The 19,338-nt window shown below is 69.8% G+C and carries 17 protein-coding genes and 4 pseudogenes; 17 read left to right on the forward strand and 4 right to left on the reverse strand.

The genetic code is table 11. The features are described from left to right. The first annotated feature begins 47 nt into the window (after nt 1–47). The 3 genes and pseudogenes from CG740_RS35265 to CG740_RS35275 all read left to right on the forward strand — a co-directional run bounded on the left by CG740_RS35265 (nt 48) and on the right by CG740_RS35275 (nt 2,404). Nucleotides 48–1,259, forward strand: a complete 1,212-nt coding sequence (locus CG740_RS35265; RefSeq protein WP_159030503.1) for an MFS transporter — start codon at nt 48–50, stop codon at nt 1,257–1,259. Continuing rightward, nucleotides 1,256–1,726: a VOC family protein gene (locus CG740_RS35270; RefSeq protein ID WP_100579404.1), complete on the forward strand. Its 471-nt coding sequence runs from the start codon at nt 1,256–1,258 to the stop codon at nt 1,724–1,726. Before CG740_RS35265 ends, CG740_RS35270 begins: the two co-directional genes overlap by 4 nt. After that, nucleotides 1,708–2,404 (forward strand): annotated as a pseudogene (locus CG740_RS35275) (SDR family oxidoreductase). The gene CG740_RS35270 and the pseudogene CG740_RS35275 overlap by 19 nt, the downstream one beginning before the upstream one ends. Before the next feature lie 878 nt (nt 2,405–3,282). Here CG740_RS35275 and CG740_RS35280 read toward each other — a convergent pair. Next, complete coding sequence (locus tag CG740_RS35280; RefSeq protein ID WP_100579405.1) at nt 3,283–3,618, reverse strand: hypothetical protein; 336 nt, start codon at nt 3,616–3,618, stop codon at nt 3,283–3,285. Nucleotides 3,619–3,894: 276 nt separating this feature from the next. Here CG740_RS35280 and CG740_RS35285 point away from each other — a divergent pair, with 276 nt between their 5' ends. Both CG740_RS35285 and CG740_RS35290 read left to right on the forward strand, forming a co-directional pair. Further along, nucleotides 3,895–5,814: an SMI1/KNR4 family protein gene (locus CG740_RS35285; protein WP_100579406.1), complete on the forward strand. Its 1,920-nt coding sequence runs from the start codon at nt 3,895–3,897 to the stop codon at nt 5,812–5,814. 111 nt (nt 5,815–5,925) lie between these two features. Further along, nucleotides 5,926–6,117: a hypothetical protein gene (locus tag CG740_RS35290; RefSeq protein WP_058085257.1), complete on the forward strand. Its 192-nt coding sequence runs from the start codon at nt 5,926–5,928 to the stop codon at nt 6,115–6,117. 64 nt (nt 6,118–6,181) lie between these two features. On the opposite strand, the gene CG740_RS35295 is transcribed toward CG740_RS35290, so the two are convergent. After that, complete coding sequence (locus tag CG740_RS35295; protein WP_234376670.1) at nt 6,182–6,463, reverse strand: hypothetical protein; 282 nt, start codon at nt 6,461–6,463, stop codon at nt 6,182–6,184. A 382-nt stretch (nt 6,464–6,845) separates the two neighbouring features. On the opposite strand from CG740_RS35295, the pseudogene CG740_RS35300 reads away from it, so the two are divergent. The 3 pseudogenes from CG740_RS35300 to CG740_RS35305 form a co-directional block, all read left to right on the forward strand. Next, nucleotides 6,846–7,628, forward strand: a pseudogene (locus tag CG740_RS35300) (DUF6192 family protein). Nucleotides 7,629–7,630: 2 nt separating this feature from the next. Next, nucleotides 7,631–8,042 (forward strand): annotated as a pseudogene (locus tag CG740_RS40590) (RacP protein). Between the two features lie 20 nt (nt 8,043–8,062). Continuing rightward, nucleotides 8,063–8,864, forward strand: a pseudogene (locus CG740_RS35305) (IS5 family transposase); the annotation flags it as partial. Between the two features lie 96 nt (nt 8,865–8,960). On the opposite strand, the gene CG740_RS35310 reads toward CG740_RS35305, so the two are convergent. Continuing rightward, a complete protein-coding gene (locus CG740_RS35310) occupies nt 8,961–10,247 on the reverse strand; it encodes an MFS transporter (protein ID WP_324901201.1) in 1,287 nt (428 codons plus the stop codon). Between the two features lie 1,196 nt (nt 10,248–11,443). Here CG740_RS35310 and CG740_RS40040 point away from each other — a divergent pair. The 8 genes from CG740_RS40040 (at nt 11,444) to CG740_RS35345 (ending at nt 17,932) form a co-directional block, all read left to right on the forward strand. Then, nucleotides 11,444–11,587 carry a hypothetical protein gene (locus CG740_RS40040; protein WP_159030504.1) on the forward strand — a complete coding sequence of 48 codons (144 nt, stop codon included), beginning with the start codon at nt 11,444–11,446 and terminating at the stop codon, nt 11,585–11,587. Then, nucleotides 11,584–11,706, forward strand: a complete 123-nt coding sequence (locus CG740_RS41665) for a hypothetical protein (protein ID WP_267895438.1) — start codon at nt 11,584–11,586, stop codon at nt 11,704–11,706. The genes CG740_RS40040 and CG740_RS41665 overlap by 4 nt, the downstream gene beginning before the upstream one ends. Then, nucleotides 11,703–12,599, forward strand: coding sequence for a type II secretion system F family protein (locus CG740_RS35320; protein WP_100579407.1), 897 nt, complete (start codon nt 11,703–11,705; stop codon nt 12,597–12,599). Before CG740_RS41665 ends, CG740_RS35320 begins: the two co-directional genes overlap by 4 nt. 16 nt (nt 12,600–12,615) lie before the next feature. Then, nucleotides 12,616–12,804 (forward strand): hypothetical protein, encoded by a 189-nt coding sequence (locus CG740_RS35325; RefSeq protein WP_100579408.1) that lies wholly within the window; start codon nt 12,616–12,618, stop codon nt 12,802–12,804. Between the two features lie 130 nt (nt 12,805–12,934). After that, nucleotides 12,935–13,279: a TadE/TadG family type IV pilus assembly protein gene (locus tag CG740_RS35330; protein WP_234376671.1), complete on the forward strand. Its 345-nt coding sequence runs from the start codon at nt 12,935–12,937 to the stop codon at nt 13,277–13,279. Beyond that, the gene (locus CG740_RS35335; protein ID WP_234376672.1) at nt 13,276–13,749 is read left to right on the forward strand and encodes a TadE/TadG family type IV pilus assembly protein; all 474 of its coding nucleotides are present in this window, start codon (nt 13,276–13,278) and stop codon (nt 13,747–13,749) included. Before CG740_RS35330 ends, CG740_RS35335 begins: the two co-directional genes overlap by 4 nt. Then, entirely contained in the window at nt 13,749–14,219 is a 471-nt protein-coding gene (locus CG740_RS35340; protein WP_234376673.1) for a TadE/TadG family type IV pilus assembly protein, read from the forward strand. The genes CG740_RS35335 and CG740_RS35340 overlap by 1 nt, the downstream gene beginning before the upstream one ends. Before the next feature lie 5 nt (nt 14,220–14,224). Continuing rightward, the gene (locus CG740_RS35345; RefSeq protein WP_100579410.1) at nt 14,225–17,932 is read left to right on the forward strand and encodes a LysM peptidoglycan-binding domain-containing protein; all 3,708 of its coding nucleotides are present in this window, start codon (nt 14,225–14,227) and stop codon (nt 17,930–17,932) included. A gap of 99 nt (nt 17,933–18,031) precedes the next feature. On the opposite strand, the gene CG740_RS41670 is transcribed toward CG740_RS35345, so the two are convergent. Beyond that, nucleotides 18,032–18,661, reverse strand: coding sequence for a GNAT family N-acetyltransferase (locus tag CG740_RS41670; protein ID WP_100579451.1), 630 nt, complete (start codon nt 18,659–18,661; stop codon nt 18,032–18,034). Here CG740_RS41670 and CG740_RS35355 point away from each other — a divergent pair. After that, the gene (locus CG740_RS35355; RefSeq protein WP_100579411.1) at nt 18,588–19,064 is read left to right on the forward strand and encodes a macro domain-containing protein; all 477 of its coding nucleotides are present in this window, start codon (nt 18,588–18,590) and stop codon (nt 19,062–19,064) included. The two genes, CG740_RS41670 and CG740_RS35355, sit on opposite strands and share 74 nt — an antisense overlap. Nucleotides 19,065–19,338 lie beyond the last annotated feature (274 nt).

Below are 19,338 nucleotides of genomic sequence, written 5' to 3' on the forward strand. Positions count from 1 at the left end.
CTACCGGAACCGGCCACCCACCACGCAACGAGGGAGCACCACACACCGTGGCACGCACAGAACAACGTCTGCCACTCGGTGGGCTGCTGGCACTGGCGACAGCCGGGTTCCTGACGATGCTCACCGAAACCGTCCCAGCGGGTCTCCTGCCGCAGATCGGCCGGGGACTCAACGTCTCAGAAGCACAGGCCGGCCAACTGCTCACCGTGTACGCGGCGGGAGCGGTCCTGGCCGCCATACCCCTGACCGCGATGACACGCGGTCTGCCCCGACGGCCCGTACTGATCGCTACCGTGACAGCCGTGGCTCTGGTCAACGTCGTCACTGCCGTATCCAGCTCCTACGCCCTGACCATGACCGCCCGAGGCCTCGGCGGCATGGCCACCGGCGTGCAGTGGGCCATGATCGCCGGATACGCCATGCGCCTGGTCGACGAACCCCTGAAGGGCCGCGCCCTAGCGGTGTCCATGGCAGGAGTACCCACCGCACTGGCCCTCGGTGTCCCGCTGGGCACCTACGCCGGAGACCTCCTGGGATACCGCTACACCTTCGCGGCCATCGGCGTCCTCGCGCTCGGCGTAGCCCTGTGGATCCTGGCCACCGTCCAGCCGTTCCCGGGGGAACCCGCCTCCACACGGATCCCGCTGCGCCAGGTCTTCCTGCTGCCAGGACTGGCCGCGATCCTGGTCACCGCCCTGCTGTTCGAGGTCGGCCACATGAACCTCTACACCTACGTCGCCCCCTACCTGCACCGCGCGGCGCTGGGCGACTGGGTGGGACCGGTGCTACTGGCCTTCGGCGTAGCAGCGATGGCGGGTCTGTTCGCCGCCGGAGCGTTCATCGACAAGAATCTCCGCGCCGTCGTCGTCGGCACGCTGGCGCTCTTCACCCTCTGCATGGCCCTGTTCGCTCTGCTCGGCACCTACCCGTGGCCGGTGATCGTGGTGATGTTCGGATGGGGATTAGCCCTCGGCCTCGCCCCGACGATGTTCCAGGCCGCCTCGGCGAAAGCAGCCGGACAGGCTGCCGACGTGGCCCAGGCAATGATCGTCACCGTACTGAACGCCGGCATGTCCCTGGGCTCCGTCACCGGCGGCGTCGCGCTCAACCTGGAGGGCGTGAAGTCACTGCCCTGGGTCTCCCTGGTCGTCTTCGCGGCAGCCTTGGTGATCGCTGCGGCGGCCCGCCGCCACGCGTTCCCAGCCCCGTCTGCAAGGGCGAGCGCGCAGAGCACCCCGGAACCGGAGTTGCAGCAGTGAGCGCCTTTTACCACGTGTGTTTCACCGTCCCGGACCTGAACGCGGCGATGCAGGACTTCTCCGCTGCAGCCGGTGTCACCTGGAAGGAACCGGTCTCAGCGAGCATCGGCGAGTGGGACTACCGCATTGTTTTCACCGCGGGCGGCGCCCCGTTCATCGAACTCATCGAGGCACCCCCGGGCGGCCCATGGGGCGACACCACCGAAGCACGCTTCCACCATCTGGGCTTTTGGACTTCGGACATCGAGGCAGGCAGCCGGAGACTCACCCAGAACGGCTTCCCCCAGGCATTCTCCGGCTGCCCCTGGGGCCGTCCCTTCGCCTACCACCGTCTGAACAGCATCGGCAGCCACATCGAACTCGTCGACCAAGACCGCCAGCAGTCCTTCATCGACTCCTGGCATCACGGAGGGCAACCCATGCCCGCCATCAACGAGGAGGCCTTCCCATGGAACCCGTCACACTGATCACCGGCGGCTCGACCGGAATCGGCGCGGCCACCGCACTGCAACTGCTCAAAGCCGGCCACCGGGTGACCATCACCGCCCGCGACGCAGACAGGCTCGCCGAATTCCGCGCCCGGGCAGGAGCCGACGACAGTCAACTCATGACGCTGCCCGGCGACACGAGCGACGCGGAACACGTCCAAGCCGCCGTCAGGCTCACTGTGCAGTCCTGGGGACGTTGGACAATGTCATCGCCAACGCCGGCTTCTCCCTGCCCGGCACCCTTGCCGACCATCACCCCGAAGCCATGCGCGCCATGATCCTCACCAATGTCCTGGGCCCCGCCCTGGTTACCCAGGCTGCCCTGCCACATCTGAAAGACAGCCAGGGACGCCTCGTCCTGGTGGGCTCCGTAGCCGGAGTGAAGAACTCGCCCGGCAACTTGTACTCGTGACCAAGTGGGCCGTCCACGCCCTGGCAGAGAACACCCGCATGATGGTCACCGGTGACCAAGTCGGCGTCACCCTCATCGCGCCCGGAATGGTCGACACCCCCTTTTGGGACAACCGCGGTGGCAAGCCGCAACACCCCACCATGACCGCCGACCAAATCGCAGACTCCATCCTGTTCGCTCTCAACCAGCCACCCGGCATGGACATCAACCACATCCAAATGCGACCGCTGGGACAAGCGAACTAACACCCCATATGTGGCCGGGAGAGCGGAGACAGTCGTCTCCCTGATGGCAGCGCCGACGGCTTCCGTGGAGTCGGTGAAGAAGGCCGCCACCAAGAAGGTGGCGGCGAAGAAGGCGGCAGCCGGGAGACGACGGTCCGCAAGCCGTGTTCGGCATAGTGCAGGGCGCCGCCGTGGGGGCCGCCTATCAGGAGTGGTTCTTCCTGCCGCACGCCCTGGGACCTGAGGCTTGCTTGCTGAGCCGATGAGTACGCCGCACCGCTGCCCGCTGAGGGGGCCGCCGGGATCTTCCCGAGCCGCCCCGAGGTCCCCGCCCCCACTGCCGCCGAACGAGCCGTGGCCAGAACGTGGGTTGAGGCGCCGGTCAGCGAGTCACCAGACGTGCGGAGCCGCCGCCGCCTCGGGACCGGCCCCGTCGCCCCCGGCGGCCGACCGGCCGGATCTCTGGCACGGCCCGGCTCCTCCAGGAACGGCCTGCTGAACGACACTCAAGCGTGGTGAGTTGGTACAGCTGACGCGTCATGACTGAGCTCCGGCCGCTGTGCGGCCGGAGCTCGGCCGGTACCCGGGTGATCAGCCCCAGATCGAGTCGCCATCGGCGCTCTGGGCGAAGTCCCACCGGGTGTCGCTGTCGGTCTTCATATGCATACGCTCCCTCACGATTCTGACGTCCCGATCATGCAAGGGGGCCCGTTCACCTGCAACACGATTCCCGCCGCGGTGGAGCCAGACCGGGTGGTGCTCTTCTGGGACGGGGGCAGGTGAGGGGGAGGACGCGTTGGCTGAGGCGGTCGGCGGGGTGGGTGCCGGTGAGGGTGTGGTCGGTGAGCCAGTCCGCCACGGTCAACTGAATCAGCACACACGGCAGTTCACCGGGGGTGTCAGCGCCCAGGGAGGCGAGGCCGTTCGCGGGGGATGCCGTGGCCGCAGGGTCCGAGGTGCCCGTCGGGGCTGGTCTGGGTGGCCAGGACCAGGGCGAGCATCCGGGCGCCGGCTGTGGCTTGGGTCGTGCGGAGTTTCTTGTCCGCGACGATCTTCTGTGCCCATCCGCTGAGTTTCGGGCGGGTCTTCTTGCCGAACGTGAAGGGGCCGGGGCGGTCGCCGCCGGGGGAGAGCCAGGGGATGGTGATCGGCGTGGGGTCTTCGGGGCGGGATGCGAGCAGACTGTCGGCGCTTGCGGGGGTGGAGAGCCAGCCGCAGCCGGTCAGTTGCTCCACCAGTTTCTTGGGGTCGGTCAGACCCAGTGTGGTGAGGTCCTGCCCGACCAGGTTGCCGGTCCCGGTGTCGGGTGTGAGTAGTTGAGATACAGGAAATCCCGGCGAGAACGATCATGGTCCGGTCGGCACGTGCAAGCTGACCCGGTTCTCGTACTCGCGGCGGGCCTTGTGCTGAGCCGGGCTCTGCTCGTGCTGATCAACGGTTATGTGGAGTCCTACGGTGGCGGGTGACGTCGCGGAACCCCGTTGTCGGTGCCCGCTGCGAGGATCACTGGCATGGAGATCAAACATGTCGACTGGCTGAACTTCCTGGCCCGGTGGAGCGAGGAGTGGGCGGACGCGCACGGGCACGTCGATGAGCTGAGCCCCGAGGACGCCGCGGCACGGCGGGGCCGATGGCTGGGCGCCGATCCGGCCACCGAGGCGGACATCGCTGCGATGGAGGACCGGCTCGGCCGCGCGATGCCGCCCTCCTATCGGGAGTTCCTGCGGGTCAGCGACGGCTGGCGGCACGCCGGCGGCTTCGTCTGGAAACTGGCCGGTACCCGCGAGGCGCGCTGGCACAACGACGAGATGGGCCTCGGCGAGGATTTCGACGAATTCTGGGGGGAGGAGGACAACCCCGAGGAAGTGCGGGCGCAGGTGGGCCTGTGGTCCCGGGCGCTGCAACTGGACGTCGAGTCGGACATCACCTTCGTGCTGCTCGACCCGGAGGACGTGGGGCCGGACGGCGAATGGGCGGTGCGGGTGTGGGCTTCCTGGAGGGCCGAGGACCCCGAGCGCTATCCGTCGTTCGCGGCGTTCATGATCGCCATGCACCAGGAGTGGCACACGCTCGCGCCCGACCGGAGCAGTCGAGAGGGCGGCCCCACATTCGTCAACGGCACGACCCGGACCCAGGACGCCGCCGTGGCCCGGGCCCGGACCGCGGCACTGTCCGGTCGGCACGAGGAGGCAGCCGCCCTGCTGGAGGAGGCCGGGAAGTACGGCCGGCCGTACGCGCACGAGCTCCTGGACCAGATCGCGCAGCTGGGCGGCACGCGCGGGCGCGGGGTCCAGATGCCGCACCCCGACAACCCCCGCTTCCTCAGCGAACAGCTCCCGCTGAAGGCCGCCGATCTACTCAACAGCGGCCGGCCCCCGGAGGACTGGCACTACTCCGACCCAGCCGTTTTCCCCGACACCGCGCAGACCGCAGCGGACATCCAGCGCGCCGTACGCGAGGGGACGTACCGTTACCGGCCCGGCGGAGCGTTCGGCGAGGCCGTCCACGAGGCCCGCGAGCAGGCCCGGTGGGGTGACACCGATGCCGCCTGGCAGGTTCTGCGTGCCGTGATCCCGTTGTGGGAGCCGCTCGGCCCGGGCCACATCGCGCCGGTGGGCTTGCTCGCCGACCCCCTGCTCGCGCCGGTGCTGACCGCCGAACGGCGCCTCGAACTCCTGCGGACTCCACGCGGCGGCGAGAGCGGCCCGGCCCCTGCCCCCGCCGGCGACCGGAACCCCGACGGCCTGTCCTGGCTTGTCCGGCCCGGTGCGCTGCGTCCCTGGCAGACCTCGACCAGCGACTACCGGATGATCCTTGTCGAAGGCATAGCCCCGGACGAGCTGCCCGCGCTGCTCGGCTCATCGCCCGGCACGCCGCTCTCCCCTCCCCTGCGGCAGTGGGATGTCACCCGCCACCACCGATCCGGCCAGCGAATCTTCTCCAGCTACGACGACAAGGCACTGCTCAGCGTCGGACGGGCCGGGCCGGACTGGAGTTTCGCCTTCGAGCAGGATCCCTCCGCCGGGTTCGACACGCCGCGCTTCGTCTCTCCCGCACCGGCCGCTTCGGCCCCCGGCGGCCGGGCGATCGTGATCTGGCACGAGCGGCGCCGGGGCACCCCGGTCTTCCACGTGTCGGCCGGCGAGGGCGGCACGCCGCGCTACGCGTTCACCGTACGGGGCGGAACGCTCGAAACCAGCGCTGGCGCCGTTCCCGTCGAACTGGCTCCACCCGCCCTCGGGTTCGACGCCCCCGACGCGGACGGCCAGGCCTCGGCGGCAGCCCAGGCCCTGGACGCCATTGCCCGGATCCACGCTGTCACCGTGCCCCGCCTCGCCCTCACCGAGGGCCGGCTGCACACCTTCGAGTCGCTCTCCTGGAGCCGCCCACCCGGCCCCGGAGAGACGTACACGACGATCAGCATCGGCTAACCGGGGTTTGATACTGGTGGGCTCGCGTATTTAACTGTCGTCAGTTCTCCGCGGTGGTCAGCCCGCTGGTGACTGACGGTTGATCTCCGGAGACTGCCGTAGCGTTGCGCCATGAACCAGCAGGAGCGTGAAACCTATCTGGCAGCCCGGGCGGAGTTCGCGACGAAGCGTCGGGAACTCGATGAGGTTTGGCCGATTGACCAGACCGAGGAGGAGCTGACCGACAAGCAGTGGGCTGCCCTCGAAGAGGTCGAAAGGGCAGCGGTCGCGTTCACCGCTGCGCGCGACGCGTACTACGGCTGATCGCAGGGGGCTGGGACGGCAGTTGGAACATCGGTACAGCGGTTGGCGCTGAGAACGATCATGGTCAGGGTGTGAGCGCGCTGACCCGGTTCTCGTACTCGCGGCGGGCCTTGCGCTGTGCCGGGACAGCGGAGAGGCCCTGGCCGCCGTCGAGTGGCTGGCACCGGGCGAGGAGCTGGTGGTGCATCGCGGGTACGGCGCTGACGCGCAGGGTGTAGCCCTGGCCGCGCCGTACGGTCACCCCCTGGTCGAGCGCGGCCCGCTCGGCGGGTTCCAGCTCGGTGGTGCGGAGGTAGTCGGCGACCTTGCCCGGCATGTCGAGCGCGACCGGCATCTTAGAACCCATCTTTGAACCTCTGATGATCTCGTTCTCGCGCCTTGTTGGACGGCCTGGTGGGCATCGGGCCCTCCAGTCACTGGGGTCTCCGCGGTGTGACAGAGGGCCTCGCGGAGAGATTTCCGGTGCTTCACGCGCCGTGGTGGCGCGCCCTTCGGGTGTGGGATGGCGGGCGGATTCTGCCCAGTAGCGGGAGGGTCGGAGTTCCCTTTTACGGCCACGGGGCCGTGCTCCGGCCTGGCAGGCGGTGGGCGTGGTGCCCAGTACCGAGAAGGTCGGCAACGTCAGCGTGGGCCGGTACGAGCAGATCGTGGACCGGCTGCGCGAGGCAGCTGAGAAGTTGTCGAAGAGTTCGTTCATCATCGGCGACGGCGTGCTGGAAGTGGTCCCGATGCAGGAGCACGGCGGCCGGTCCGTGGCGGATGACCTGTTCGGGGTCTCCACGTGGCTGCACCGGCTGTCGGAGGACATCGACGTGCCCTACAACACGATCAAGGAGTACCGGTGGGTGGCCAGCCGGTGGCCCGACCGGCACCGGTGTCCAGGGGTGGCCTTCAGCACCCACCAGATCCTCGCAGCGATCTCTGATCCCGAGGAGCGCTGGGCGGCGATCAAGAACCCGCCGCTGGACGTGCGGACCGGCACGCGGCGATGGACTCCGGAGACGGCCCGGCAGAGGATGGGCTACCACGGTCCGGGACCCGAGACGGTGCAGGAGAAGATCGAGGCTGTGCACGACCTGGTCGCCGACGAGTAGGTCGCAGCCCAGGTGGCGACCGATCTTCTGCGTCGCCCGTCGGTCGCCTTCGAGGCCATGACCGACCACACGGCCCGGCACCAGGTCAACCACGCCCAGGTCGAGCAGTCACGCCGGCTGCGCGAGGCTGACGAGCAGCAACTCAACAGGTCCGAGAGCCCGTTCGAACCCGAGGTGCGGCGGATCAACCACGCGCTGGAGTTCTTGGACCTGGTCGGGGCCTGTCAGAGGTTCGTCGCGGCCACGGGCCGGATCGTGCCGTCGCTGCGGGAGCGACGGTTGTCCGAGGACGAGCGTGAAACAGTGCACCGCGACGTCGACCGCGTACGGGCCACCTGTGAGTGGATCACCACGGCCGTGGACACCGGCGAGGTCGACGTGGACGAGGAACTGGCGAAACTGCTGCGGGGCGAGTAGCCGTGCCCCGGTCCCAGCGCCGGGGCGATGCAGCACGCGAACACGCGGAGGCGGTCTGGCGGGTGCTCATGCAGGCCCGTCCGGCCGGACTCCACATGCCCCAGCTGATGCGTGCCACCGAACTCACCCGCGCTCAGGTGGGCTCGGGGCTGGCGATGATGCGCGACACCATCACGAAGAAGGGGTGGCCACCGGTGATCTACACCCGCGCGGACGGGTACCAGTTCACCACCGACCCGGACGACCTGGAGGCCTACGAGACGGCCCCGGGTGCACGTGCTGCTCACCGAGGTCCGCCGCCTGATCATCGGCACCATCGCCCCGCACGCCGCCCTGGACCCGGACGACAAGCGCCTGCGCCACATCGTCGCCCAGCTCAACTCCGTCGAGTCCACCCTCGACCTGATCGCCTGACCGGAGGAGAGGCGGACGCAATGCGGCAGCGCCGCTACCCCTCGGACACCACCGATCTTGAGTGGGCTCTCATCGAGCCGCTGCTGCCGGTGCCGGCCTGCCAGACCCCGCGTGGCGGCCGCCCGGAGGCACACCCTCGACGCGAGATCGTCGACGCCCTTCGCTACATCGTCGACACCGGATGCAAGTGGAGCGCGCTGCCGCAGGACTACCCGCCCTTCAAGACGGTGTTCGGGTTCTTCACCCGCTGGTCCGCGGCCGGCATCTTCAACCTCATCCGCGACCAGCTGCGGCGCCACATCCGACGAACCATGGGAACATCCCCGCACCCGGTGGCCGTAGTGATCGACTCGCAGTCGGTCAGGGTCGCCGCCACCGTCCCGCGGTCCGCGTCCGGGTACGACGCGGGGAAGAAGATCCCGGGCAGGAAGCGACATATCATCGTGGACGCCAAGGGGCTGCCGCTGTTCGTGATGGTCACCCCGGCCAACCTGCACGACAGCGTCGCGGCCCGCGAAGTCCTCTTCCGCCTGCGGCTGATGCACCCCGAAATCACCATCGTCTGGGCCGACCTGGCCTACGCCGGCACGCTCGTCGGCTGGGCCAAGTCCTTCATCCGCCTGACGATCAAGACAGTGAGCAGGCCCAAGGACGCAAAGGGGTTCGTGGTCCTGCCGCGCAGGTGGGTGGTGGAAAGGTCACTCGCGTGGCTGCTTCACGCCCGCCGCAACGCGCGCGACTACGAGACGCTGCCGCAGCACTCCGAAGCGATGCTCACCCTCGCAGCCATCACCTTGATGACCCGCCGGCTCACCCGGCAGCCCGTCCAGCCCAATGCCGCCGCGCCCCGGCCGACACCCGCTGTCCAGGCTGCAATAACGAAGACGGTCAGTTCGTCTCGTCTCGCGTCGCCCGGTTCTAAGTCCGCTGCATGCAAACGGGGTCGTGCCTTCGAACGGACGGGAGTGCCAGTACCACCGCGACTGCGGTCAGCTGCCACAGCACACCGAGCCCCAGGAGCCGGTCGGCTCCCACGACGCCCGACACCGGCCCGGCCAGCGCCAGTCCGAGCGGTCCCAGGGCGAAGGCGCCCAGGCTGTCTAAGGCGCTGATGCGTCCGCGCATCTCGGCAGGGATCTCACGCTGGATGACGGTCGTCACGAGGGTGTTGCACACCGCTGCGCCGCCTCCCGCGAGGAGTGCAGCGGCTGCCACCCAGGCCAGGGGCACCCGCGCGGCCAGCGCGGCCGCCGGAATGGCCCAGCCGGCGGATGCAGCCATGGACCAGGCGAGTGCCCGCCTGGGGTTCCTGCCGAGCAGCGCCAGGCCGCCGACGATCGAGCCAATGCCGTACAAGGCCAGTACCAGCCCCCAGGCCCTCGCGCCGCCGAGCCGCTGCTGGGCGAGAGTTGGTCCCAGTACCAGGAACGGAGCCCAGAGGAGGAAGTTGAACAGGGTGATGTGGAGGGTCGTGACCCACAGCCATGTACGGGAGGTGAACTCCTTCCAGCCGCGCCCCAGTTCGGTGAACAGCCCACGGCGGAGCGCGGCCGACTGCGACCGGGGCAGCCCGGCCAGGGCCACGACGCTCACGCCGTAGCTGGCCGCGTCGACAGCGACCACTGAGCCTGCATCAGAGACCGCGATGAGCAGACCGGCCAGGCCTGGCCCCGCGACTGAGGCCACAGCCTGGGCGATCTGCAGCACCGCGTTGGCGTCCGCAAGGTCGTCCGCAGGAACAAGGCCGGGTACCAGAGCTGCCAGACCCGGGCTGAACCCTCCCTCACCGATTCCGAGGACCACCGCCAGGGCGACCACCTCCCAGATCCTCACGCTGTGAGTGAGCAGCAGCACGGCCAGCACTCCCTGGGAGGCGAACCGGAGCAGATCCGCTATCAGCATGACCGCACGGGCTCCGAGCCGGTCGGTGAATACTCCGCCGAGCAGCAGCACGACAAGCACCGCGAGAATCCGAACCGCCATCACCACGCCGACAGCGTCGACCCCGCCGCCAGGCAGCTGCAGCACGGCGAAGGTCGTAGCGATCGTGTTCATCCCGGAGCCGAGCAGCGACGTGCTCTGGCCGGCGAGGAAACGGCGGAACCGGGAGTGCCGCAGCGCGCGCAGACGGTGAGCAGCCGTCCGGGGCCTGGAGGCAGCGGGAGGGCGAGTGCGAAGCGTCATGGGTCCGCACTCTTCCTCCATCAGCCTATTCCCTGCAAGGGTTTCCAGGGAAGAATGCTGATTCTTTCACGAGCAATTTTACTTCCGCGCTAATTGGCGCAGTAAATGACCTGTATTTACTGCAACATGCCTGGTGGTAGGCTCAGTTACGGAAGAGCAAAGCAGTCTTCACGAAGCTCATTTACTGCGGATGGCTAGCATGAGTAAGCGCCAAACCGGCGACGTGGACACACTCCGTCCGGCTCCGGTGGAATACAGCGCCGCCGTCGACCGCTACCTCGCTGCGGCCGATCTCGGCAGCGCCTCCCGCCGCGTCTACCGCATCTCGCTGCACGGGTGGGCCTGGCCACTGGTCGACCGCCGGGCCCCGACCGGTCGTGAGCGCAAGGGCTCACACCCGCCCGTCGTTCCTCTTGCCCTGCTCAACGACCCGGAGGCCCGAAAGCGGCTGCAACGGGGACTGGCCGACCGCGCCGCCGCCGCGCAACCACGCACGCTGGCCCGCGAACTGGCCTGCCTCCGAGCAGCTACAGCATGGTGGCTGGCACAAGGCTGGATCGCCACAGACCCAGCGACCGGACTGGTACCGCCAACGCCGGGCTCTGAACCGACACCCACCTCCTGTGGTGCTTCCACGGCTGCGAGGGCGACTGCCGCTGGCCCGGATCGGGCCCGCGCCGTCCTCGCCTTGCGGGCTCCACTCAGGGAGTTGACTCTGTGGCACCTCCTCCACGAGTCGCGAGCCTCCGTTGAACGGGTACTCGCCCTTGACATCGACCACCTCGACCTAGCCCGCCGACGCACCAAGGAGCGCGCGGTAGGACCCCTCAGCTGGGGACCCGGCACTGCACGCCTGCTTCCCATGCTGCTGGCCGGGCGCACCGCGGGACCGGTATTCGTCACCGACCGACGGGCCCCCGCCGCCACACCGGCGGCCGATCGCTGCCCGGTGACGGGCCGAGGACGGCTTTCCTACCGCCGAGCCGCAGAACTCTTCACCGCCGCGACCAGACCACTCGATCCAGCCGGCCGCGGCTGGACCCTGCTTGCCCTGCGCAACCGAGCGCCCCGTAACAGGCCGTTCCCCTGACGACGCAGCGGCAGGCGCCCTGCCCTGCCATCCACTTCCAACCAGGTCGCTGGCGGCCTCTACTCCGCTATCCCTGCAAGGCAGCTACGGCAGCCGATCAAGGACCGGGCGGATCCGAGGTTCAAGGATGGGTTCTAAGAGCGCCCGCATCGTGTCGCTGGTCGTCTTCTGTGTCGTGCTGGGCTGCATGCTCAACAAGGCCTGGGCCGGCTGGTACCAGTCACCGATCGGGCAGGTCGCCCTCGCCGTCCTGGGGGTTTCTTCGCGATGAACCTCAACTGGCTGCGCCGCTACGCCCGCACCGCACCGGACCCCCGTCTCCTGGACCCCCTGCCCAGCGGGCCCCACCCCGCCGGCGCCGAGCACCTCGCCTCGGGAGGAAAGCGATGATCCCGCTGAACGCGGTGCTGCCCGCGGCGGCGGCCGGGGCCCTGGTCGGTCTGGCCGTCAAGGCGGCCTGGCCCGCCCGGCCGGACCTGAACGCGGTCCTGGACCGCCTCGATGCGGAAAAGGCCCCCGGCCTCCAGCTCGCCTCCTCCGACGCGGCAGGCCCTGACAACTTCGCCGAGAAGGTCGGCGGCCGTCTCCTCGACGAACTCGGCGGCCGCCTGGCCCTGCCCGTGAAGGACCTGTCCCTGCTGCGGAAGTCCCCTGCCGAATTCCTCGGCCGCCGCGTGCTGTTCTCCCTGGGAGGCCTGCTCTTCCCTCAGCTGTTCCAGGCCCTGATGGCCCTGGCTGGAGCACCCTTCCCGTACGTGATCCCGCTGTTCCTCTCTCTGGGACTGGCCGCCCTGATGTGGATCTGGCCCCGTGTTGAGCTGCGCCGCGAGGCTGCCGCCACCCGCCTGATCGTGCGCCACGCCGTCGCCTCCTACCTTGAGCGCGTCGCCCTGGCACGCATCGCCAACTCGGGCGCGGCCCAGGCGCTGACCAAGACCGCCGAGGTCGGAGACGGCTTCATCTTCGCCCGCATGCGCCGCGTCTTCGCCCAGGCCGACCTGTCCGGCGTCACCGTGTGGGACGCCCTCAAGCAGCTGGGCGACGAACTCGACATCCCCGAGCTGACCCGTCCCGCCGACACCCTGGCCCTGGCCGGCGAGGGCGTCGCCGTCTACACCACCCTCCAGGCCCAGGCCCGCCAGCTGCGCGTGGCCCTCCTGGCCGATGCCAAGAGCCAGGCCAACGCCGCCAGCGCCGCGATGGTCCTGCCCGTCACCTTCGCCGTCATCCTCATGCTCGCCTTCGTGATGATCCCGCTTACCGCCACCATCCTCGGCAGCTGACCACAAGGAGCCAGTCATGGACATCTACGCACTCACCGCACTGCTGCGAACCCGCTGGCACCAGATGCGGGTAGCCCGGGACGCAGGCCAGTCCTCCACCGAAGTCGCTGTGTTCGCGGCCGTCCTCATCGTCGTCGCGGGCGCGGTCGCCCTCGCGATCAAGACCAAGGTCGCCGAGAAGATCGGCATCATCAACGGCGGCTGACATCCCGCACCAGCAGGATGACGACAGCCAGCGCAGCACCAGCAGAAGGGGGAGGGGAGTGGGGTTGAGGGACTGGCCGTGTATTCGGCAGCGCCTGCGCCGTGCGGACGGCGACCGCGGGGTGGGCAGTGTGGAGTTCGCGATTCTGGCTGTCGTCGTCCTGCTGCTCACCTTCACCGCCATCCAGGTAGGCCTGTACTTCCACGCGCGGAAGGTCGCACAGTCCGCTGCCCGCCAAGGCGTCGAGGCAGCCCGTCAGTTCGGCGCCACCCCCGGCGACGGCGTCGCCCAGGCGCAGGTCTTCCTCGCGAAATTCGGCGGCAGCGTCCAAGGATCCAGCGTTACCTCGGCCGGGAGCAGCGCCGGCCAGGTCCGCATCACCGTCCACGGCAGCGTCGCCACCCTCGTTCCCGGCCTGCACCTGAACGTCACGCAGCACGTCGACGCGCCCGTCGAAGTCTGGACTGCCCAGTGAACGCCCCCGCGCCCCAGCGGCGCCCGCTGGCCACGGCCTGTCGGGCGCCGCTGGGGCAGGACCGCGGCAGCTATGCCGTGGAAACCGCCGTGCTCGCCCCCGCCCTCATCGCGCTGCTCCTCCTGATGATCACGTTCGGCCGGGTCACCGACGCCGACGGCGCGGTCGACTCCGCTGCCCGCGCGGCCGCCCGCGCCGCCTCCCTTGAGCGCGACGCCGCCAGCGCCCAGGTCAAGGCCCAGGCCGCAGCGGACCGGAGCCTTACCGGCGACGGCGTCACCTGCCGCGTCTCCACCGTGAACGTCGACACCGCCGGATACGCCCGACAGGTCGGCGTGGACGCGACGGTGACCGCGTCGGTGTCCTGCGTCGCGAACCTGTCCGACATCGGACTGCCGGGCCTGCCCGGCTCCAAGACGCTCCGCTCGTCCTGGTCGAGCCCCCTCGACACCTACAGGGGCCGCACGTGATGACCGCGCTGACCGGCGCCGTACGCCGCCGAGCCGCACCCACCATGCGCTGCCGGAACCAGGATCGGGACCGTGGGTCGATGTCGGTGTTCTTCGCGCTGGCCGCCCTCGCCATCCTCATGGTGCTCGGGCTCCTGGTCGACGGAGGCGGCGCTCTGAACGCCGCGAACCGCTCCACCTCCCTGGCGCAGGAAGCCGCCCGCACCGTCGGCCAGCAACTCGACGCAGCCCAAGCCGTCCAGGGCACCGCCATCACCGTCGACCCGGGCGCCGCGGCAGGCGCCGCCCGCGACTACCTGGCCGCCCGCAACGTATCCGGCGACGTCAGCGTCAGCGACGACGGACGCACCCTGAACGTCACCGTCCACGCCACCTACACCACCCTCTTCGCCCAACTGGTGGGCCGCTCCACGATCAACGTGACCGGCACCGCCCACGCACACCTGCAGACCCAAGCCGCTGGAGGCTGACCGCGATGGCACCCCCAACACCCGCACCCCTGCGCACGCTCGGCAGGCTCCTGCGCGCCGCGGCCGGCCTGGACCTCCTCCTCGCCCTCACCGCCGGCCTCCCCGCCCTCCTGCTGAAGGTCGGCCACCAGCCCGGCGAACTTACCGGCGGCTGGCACCTGCTCACCCAACAGGACGACGGCTCCCTGCTCCTGGTCGTCCTCACCCTCATCGGCTGGGCCGCCTGGGCCGCGTTCACCGGCTCCGCGATCCTGGAGATCCTGGCCCTGGCCCGTGGCCGGTCGGTACGCCGCGTCCGGGGTCTGGGCGGCCTGCAGTCGCTGGCCGGGTTCCTGATCGGCTCGATCGTGCTGCTCGCCCCGACCGCTGCCTCCGCTGCCACACCCTCGCCTGCCGTCGCCGCCACCTCGACCCACCTCACCGGTACAGCGAGCCCCGGCCCGAGCCGGTCGGCGACCGCGACGGTGTCCAGCGACGAGGCGAAGTGGCCCACCCACACGGTGACTTCGGCCACCGAGGCGCCCTGGGACCTGGCCGTCACCTACCTCGGCGACGGCCAGCGGTGGAAGGACATCGCCGCGCTCAACCCGGACGTGCCGCACATCGCCGCGGGAGACCAGTACCTGCCCAAGGGCACGGTCATCAAGCTCCCGGCCGACGCCCGGACGAGCGCCCCCACCACCAGTGCGGCCGCCACCGCATCCTCGGCCCCGGCCACGCCGAGCCCGGCGACAGCCACACCGAACACCCCCAGCGCTCCGGGCCAGGACGAACAGAAGACCCAGGACACCGGCGGGAGTCACGACGCAGGCCAGGTCACCGAGCGCACCGTTCAGGACGGCGAAAATCTCTCGCTGATCGCCCAGGAGGCATACGGAGACCCAGACAAGTGGCCCACGGTCTTCGAGGCCAACAAGGGCGAAGCACAGCCCGGCGGGCACCACTTCACCGACCCCGACCTCATCTTCCCGGGCCAGCACCTCAAGCTGCCACACGCCGGCACCCCCACCACACCGCCCGGCACACCCGCCCCCGGTGACACGACCGGCCAGCACGCGACCCCACCACCCGCCACCGACCATCCCGCGCCCCCCAAGCACGACACCACGCCCCCGGACCAGGCCCCCGGCGCAGACGCCGGCAAGGGAGCAGAGACCGACAAGCCCACCCCGCCGGCCGCGACCCCCACGCCGTCCCCGACCGCTCCGGCACAGCCCACTCCCCCCACGGCCGTCCCCGCGCCGAGCGCGGACAACAAGCCCGTCGCACCGCCCGCCGCACAGGCCAGCAGCGACAGCGACACCGCGCTGGCACCAGCTGCCGCATGGGCCGGCGCCGGCGTCCTGGCAGTCGCACTCGTCACCACCCTGACGACCCGCCGGATCCTGCAACAGCGCCGCCGCCGGCCCGGCCGGCGCATCCCCATGCCACAAGGCAGCGCGGCCGCGACCGAGCAGGGCCTGCGCGCCGCCCAACACCCCACCGGCTTCGACCTGCTCGGCACCGCCCTACGCTCTCTCGCCCTCAACCTCGCCGCCGCCGGCCGCGACCTGCCCGTCATCACGGCCGTCGTCCTCCACGAAGCAAAGGTCGAGCTCCACCTGGCCGGCGACACAGCGCCCATGAAACCGTTTACCGGGGCCGCGGGCCGTCAGGGCCTGTGGGTCTGCCCCGCGTCCAGCCCCGACCTGGCCGATGACGAGCAGCTCAACGATGCCGACACCCCCTACCCCGCCCTGGTCTCGATTGGCTGGGACGGCGCCGGCCACCTGGTCCTGGTCGACCTGGAACACATCGGCATCCTCAACCTGGCCGGCGACGACGACTTCGCCCGCAACGTCCTGCAGGCCATCGCGGTCGAGCTGGCCAGCACCCCGCTCCCCGGCCACCTCGAAGTAACCACCCTCGCCGACACCGCGCCGGGCCTGGACACCGCCGCCCCCGAACGCGTCGTCCGGGTCGACGACACCGCAGCCGCCACCGCCGAAATGACCAGCCACACCGACGACCAGCGCCGCGCCCTGGCCTCTGTCGGCGCGAACAGCCTGCGCGCCGCTCGCCTCCTTGACGACGCCGCCGGCGCCTGGACACCACACATCCTGCTCGCCGGTGCCCTGCCGGACGACACCGACCACACCCCGCTCTTCAACGCCCTCACGGCAGAGCCCCGCACTGCGGGCGCGGTCATCACCGCCGGCGCCAACACTGAGCTGCCCGCCACCGCGTGGACCCTCGAATGCCAGGGCCCCGACCACACCGTCGCCCGCCCCGGCTCCGCCCTCCCCGTCAAACTGCAAGGCCTCAGCGACGCACACTTCGCCGACGCCATGGAGCTGCTCACCCTCGCCGCCAGCGACCACGACGTCCCGGGCCCCGACTGGACCCGCACCGCGGACGAACAGGACGACGCTGCACCCGAGAGCGGGGCACCCAAGCGCAGCGACGACACCACCGGCAGCACGGATGCCGTAGGCGAAGAGACGGCGGGAGCCGTCGGCGAGGACGCAGCAGACGATGACGGGCTGCCCGCGGAGTACGCCGAACTCGAACAGGACGGCGCCCTCGAAGACGCCGATCCGCTGCCCGACAGCCGCGAACAAGGCACGCTCCCGGCCTCGACGATCGTCCTGGCCAAACGCCAGGACGAGGACGGCCCGAAAAGAACGGGTCCCTCGCTCGCCGAGGTCCTGGCCGCCGACAACGACGAAGACGACGCATCCGTAACCGCCCCGCATGCTGGCGAGAAGAACCGCAGCCCCCGGCTGGCCTCCGGACCGGCCGACACCGCCCTCGCCATGACCAGCCCCTGCGCGACGCCTGCCGCGCCGGCCGTCAGTATCACCCTCCCGGCGCCGGCATCACCATCAGCACCCACCGTTGGTGCCGACTCGCCGCCGACGCCCGGGGCAGCAGACGCAACCACAGCCGGGTACCCGGCTGCGGCCGACGAGACAGGGCCGGCCGTCCTGCTGCTCGGGCCGATCAGCATCGAAGGTGCGCACGGCCGGATCGACTCCAGCCGCCGCAGCGCCGGCATCGAGCTGACCGCCTTCCTCGCCCTCAACCCCGGTGTCGACCACCACGGCATCGACGACGCACTCTGGCCCGGACGCCTCGTCAACAAACAGATGCGCAACGCCGTCATCAGCCGGACCCGCTCCTGGCTCGACAAGGACGCCACCGGCAACGCCCACCTGCCGCGCGTCCAGGACACCGGCGACAGCAGATACCGGCTGGGATCCGGCGTCACCTGCGACTGGGCCCACTTCCAGTGCTTCGCCTGCACCGGCCTGGCCCGCCACGACGAGGACGGTGACCTCGCACTGCGCCGCGCACTCAGCCTGGTCCGAGGCCGCCCCTTCACCGGCATCGACGCCCAGCGCTACGCCTGGGCGGAACCGGTCGTCCAGGAGATGGTGTCCGCAGTCGTGGACATCGCGTACGAACTCTCCACCCGCAGCAGAGAAGCCGGGGACATCTCCGGCGCCCTATGGGCGGCCAGGCGAGGCCTGCTCGCCGCCGAGGAGAGCGAGTTGCTGCACCGCCAGGTCTTCCTCGCCCACCATGCCGCCAGCGACATCGAGGCCCTGCGCGAGGCCGCCGTCCGTCTCGCCAGGATCAACGAACAGCTCCTCGGCGGCGTCGATATGGAAGCCGGGACTGCTGAACTCCTGCGCAATCTGCTGCCCCGGCCCCTGACCCGGGCCCGCTGAGTCGACACGTGAAAGGGGAGATGAGCGCCCCCGGACGGCTGCCGCAGCCAAGGCCGAGGAACACGGGCACGGCAGCGACCGAAGCGACGGAATGTGCGCTCAAGAGCCATGCTGTCGCCACTGGCTGGCGGTCATGCTGAATACGAGCGTGTCATCCGGACCGGTGTCGATCGCCCGGGAGTATTGAGGGCCGAGGGGATCGGTGGTCTGGCCGTCGCGATGGAAGCCGACTTGCTCCAGGACGCGCACGGAGGCACTGTCGCGGGCATCGCAGTCTGCTGATGCGCGGTGAAGGCCCCGTGCGAACAAGTGGTGCAGCATGCCCCGCACGGCCTCGGTGGCGTATCCATGTCCGTGCCGCCTGGGAGCGAGCGTGAACCGCACCACCGCCTCCTGGCGGTGACGATGCGGGCCCGACGCCACGGATCGCTGCTGACCGCGGGCAGGCGACGCTCGGGGCGCCAACGGAACGCTCGGGCAAACCCCTTTTGAAGGCGCTGGCGTCCCTAGTCCGCGCAGGCATCGAGGACGTCGCAGCCATGCCCTGATCATCGCCTGCGCCATCACGGCCGCCCAATGCCGGCAGCGAAGCGACAATGCCAGGTGGATTCGTATCTCCCTGGACGTCCCGTCGCGGGCGGGGTCATGATGCCCCGTGGAGACTCTGAGGACCATCGTGGGAGACGCGACCAACCCCCAGGCCAAGGGCCCGAAAGTAATTGCCCACATCTGCAACGACCTCGGCGGATGGGGCAAAGGATTCGTCCTGGCCGTCTCCCGCCGCCGGCCCGAACCGGAGCCCGCGTACCGTCGCTGGCACCGCGAGCGCGCAGGCAACGACTTCGCCCTCGGGGCGGTGCAGCTCGTACAAGTCACAGCGGATATATGGGTCGCGAACATGGTCGCCCAACGGGGGTTGCGGACCGGTAGCGGCGGCCCGCCCATCCGCTACGACGCTGTGGGGCAATGCCTGGAGTCCGTAGCTGAGCACGTGCTGGCCCGCAACGCCTCCGTGCACATGCCCCGCATCGGATGCGGTCTTGCCGGTGGGAAATGGGAGCGCATCGAGCCGCTCATCGACAAGACCCTGGTCGCGCGCGACATCGCCACTACGGTCTACGACCGGGCGTAGGGCGCTTGGCACCTCTCTCAATGTCGAGACGAATGCCGCAGCCGACGGATCCCTCGGGAGATGTTCGGCGGGTATGGTTCTGTGATGGCCCAACAGTTTGGTGGCAGGGCGCTGGCCGATGCCGAGTTTCGGCAGATGATGGCCTCGGTCGTGTTCATCGCGTTGATAACACTCAGCCCTTCTGATTCCGCTTGTCTTTCGTACGATTGAGCCATGAGTCAACCTACTATTCGCGTTTCACGCAACCTCGTTCTTTCCGGTTACGCAGGTGCCA

The sequence above is a fragment of the Streptomyces sp. CB01201 genome, assembly GCF_002803085.1.
GTDB lineage: Bacteria > Actinomycetota > Actinomycetes > Streptomycetales > Streptomycetaceae > Streptomyces > Streptomyces hundungensis.

Excerpts from the sequence above, each read along its gene's own strand:
- CG740_RS35290 (WP_058085257.1), top strand. The coding sequence starts at position 5,926 with ATGAACCAGCAGGAGCGTGAAACCTATCTGGCAGCCCGGGCGGAGTTC.
- CG740_RS35320 (WP_100579407.1), top strand. The coding sequence starts at position 11,703 with ATGATCCCGCTGAACGCGGTGCTGCCCGCGGCGGCGGCCGGGGCCCTG.
- CG740_RS35325 (WP_100579408.1), top strand. The coding sequence starts at position 12,616 with ATGGACATCTACGCACTCACCGCACTGCTGCGAACCCGCTGGCACCAG.
- CG740_RS35340 (WP_234376673.1), top strand. The coding sequence starts at position 13,749 with ATGACCGCGCTGACCGGCGCCGTACGCCGCCGAGCCGCACCCACCATG.
- CG740_RS35310 (WP_324901201.1), bottom strand. The coding sequence starts at position 10,247 with ATGGAGGAAGAGTGCGGACCCATGACGCTTCGCACTCGCCCTCCCGCT.
- CG740_RS41670 (WP_100579451.1), bottom strand. The coding sequence starts at position 18,661 with ATGTGGGCAATTACTTTCGGGCCCTTGGCCTGGGGGTTGGTCGCGTCT.
- CG740_RS35285 (WP_100579406.1), top strand. The coding sequence starts at position 3,895 with ATGGAGATCAAACATGTCGACTGGCTGAACTTCCTGGCCCGGTGGAGC.
- CG740_RS35295 (WP_234376670.1), bottom strand. The coding sequence starts at position 6,463 with ATGGGTTCTAAGATGCCGGTCGCGCTCGACATGCCGGGCAAGGTCGCC.
- CG740_RS40040 (WP_159030504.1), top strand. The coding sequence starts at position 11,444 with ATGGGTTCTAAGAGCGCCCGCATCGTGTCGCTGGTCGTCTTCTGTGTC.
- CG740_RS41665 (WP_267895438.1), top strand. The coding sequence starts at position 11,584 with ATGAACCTCAACTGGCTGCGCCGCTACGCCCGCACCGCACCGGACCCC.
- CG740_RS35345 (WP_100579410.1), top strand. The coding sequence starts at position 14,225 with ATGGCACCCCCAACACCCGCACCCCTGCGCACGCTCGGCAGGCTCCTG.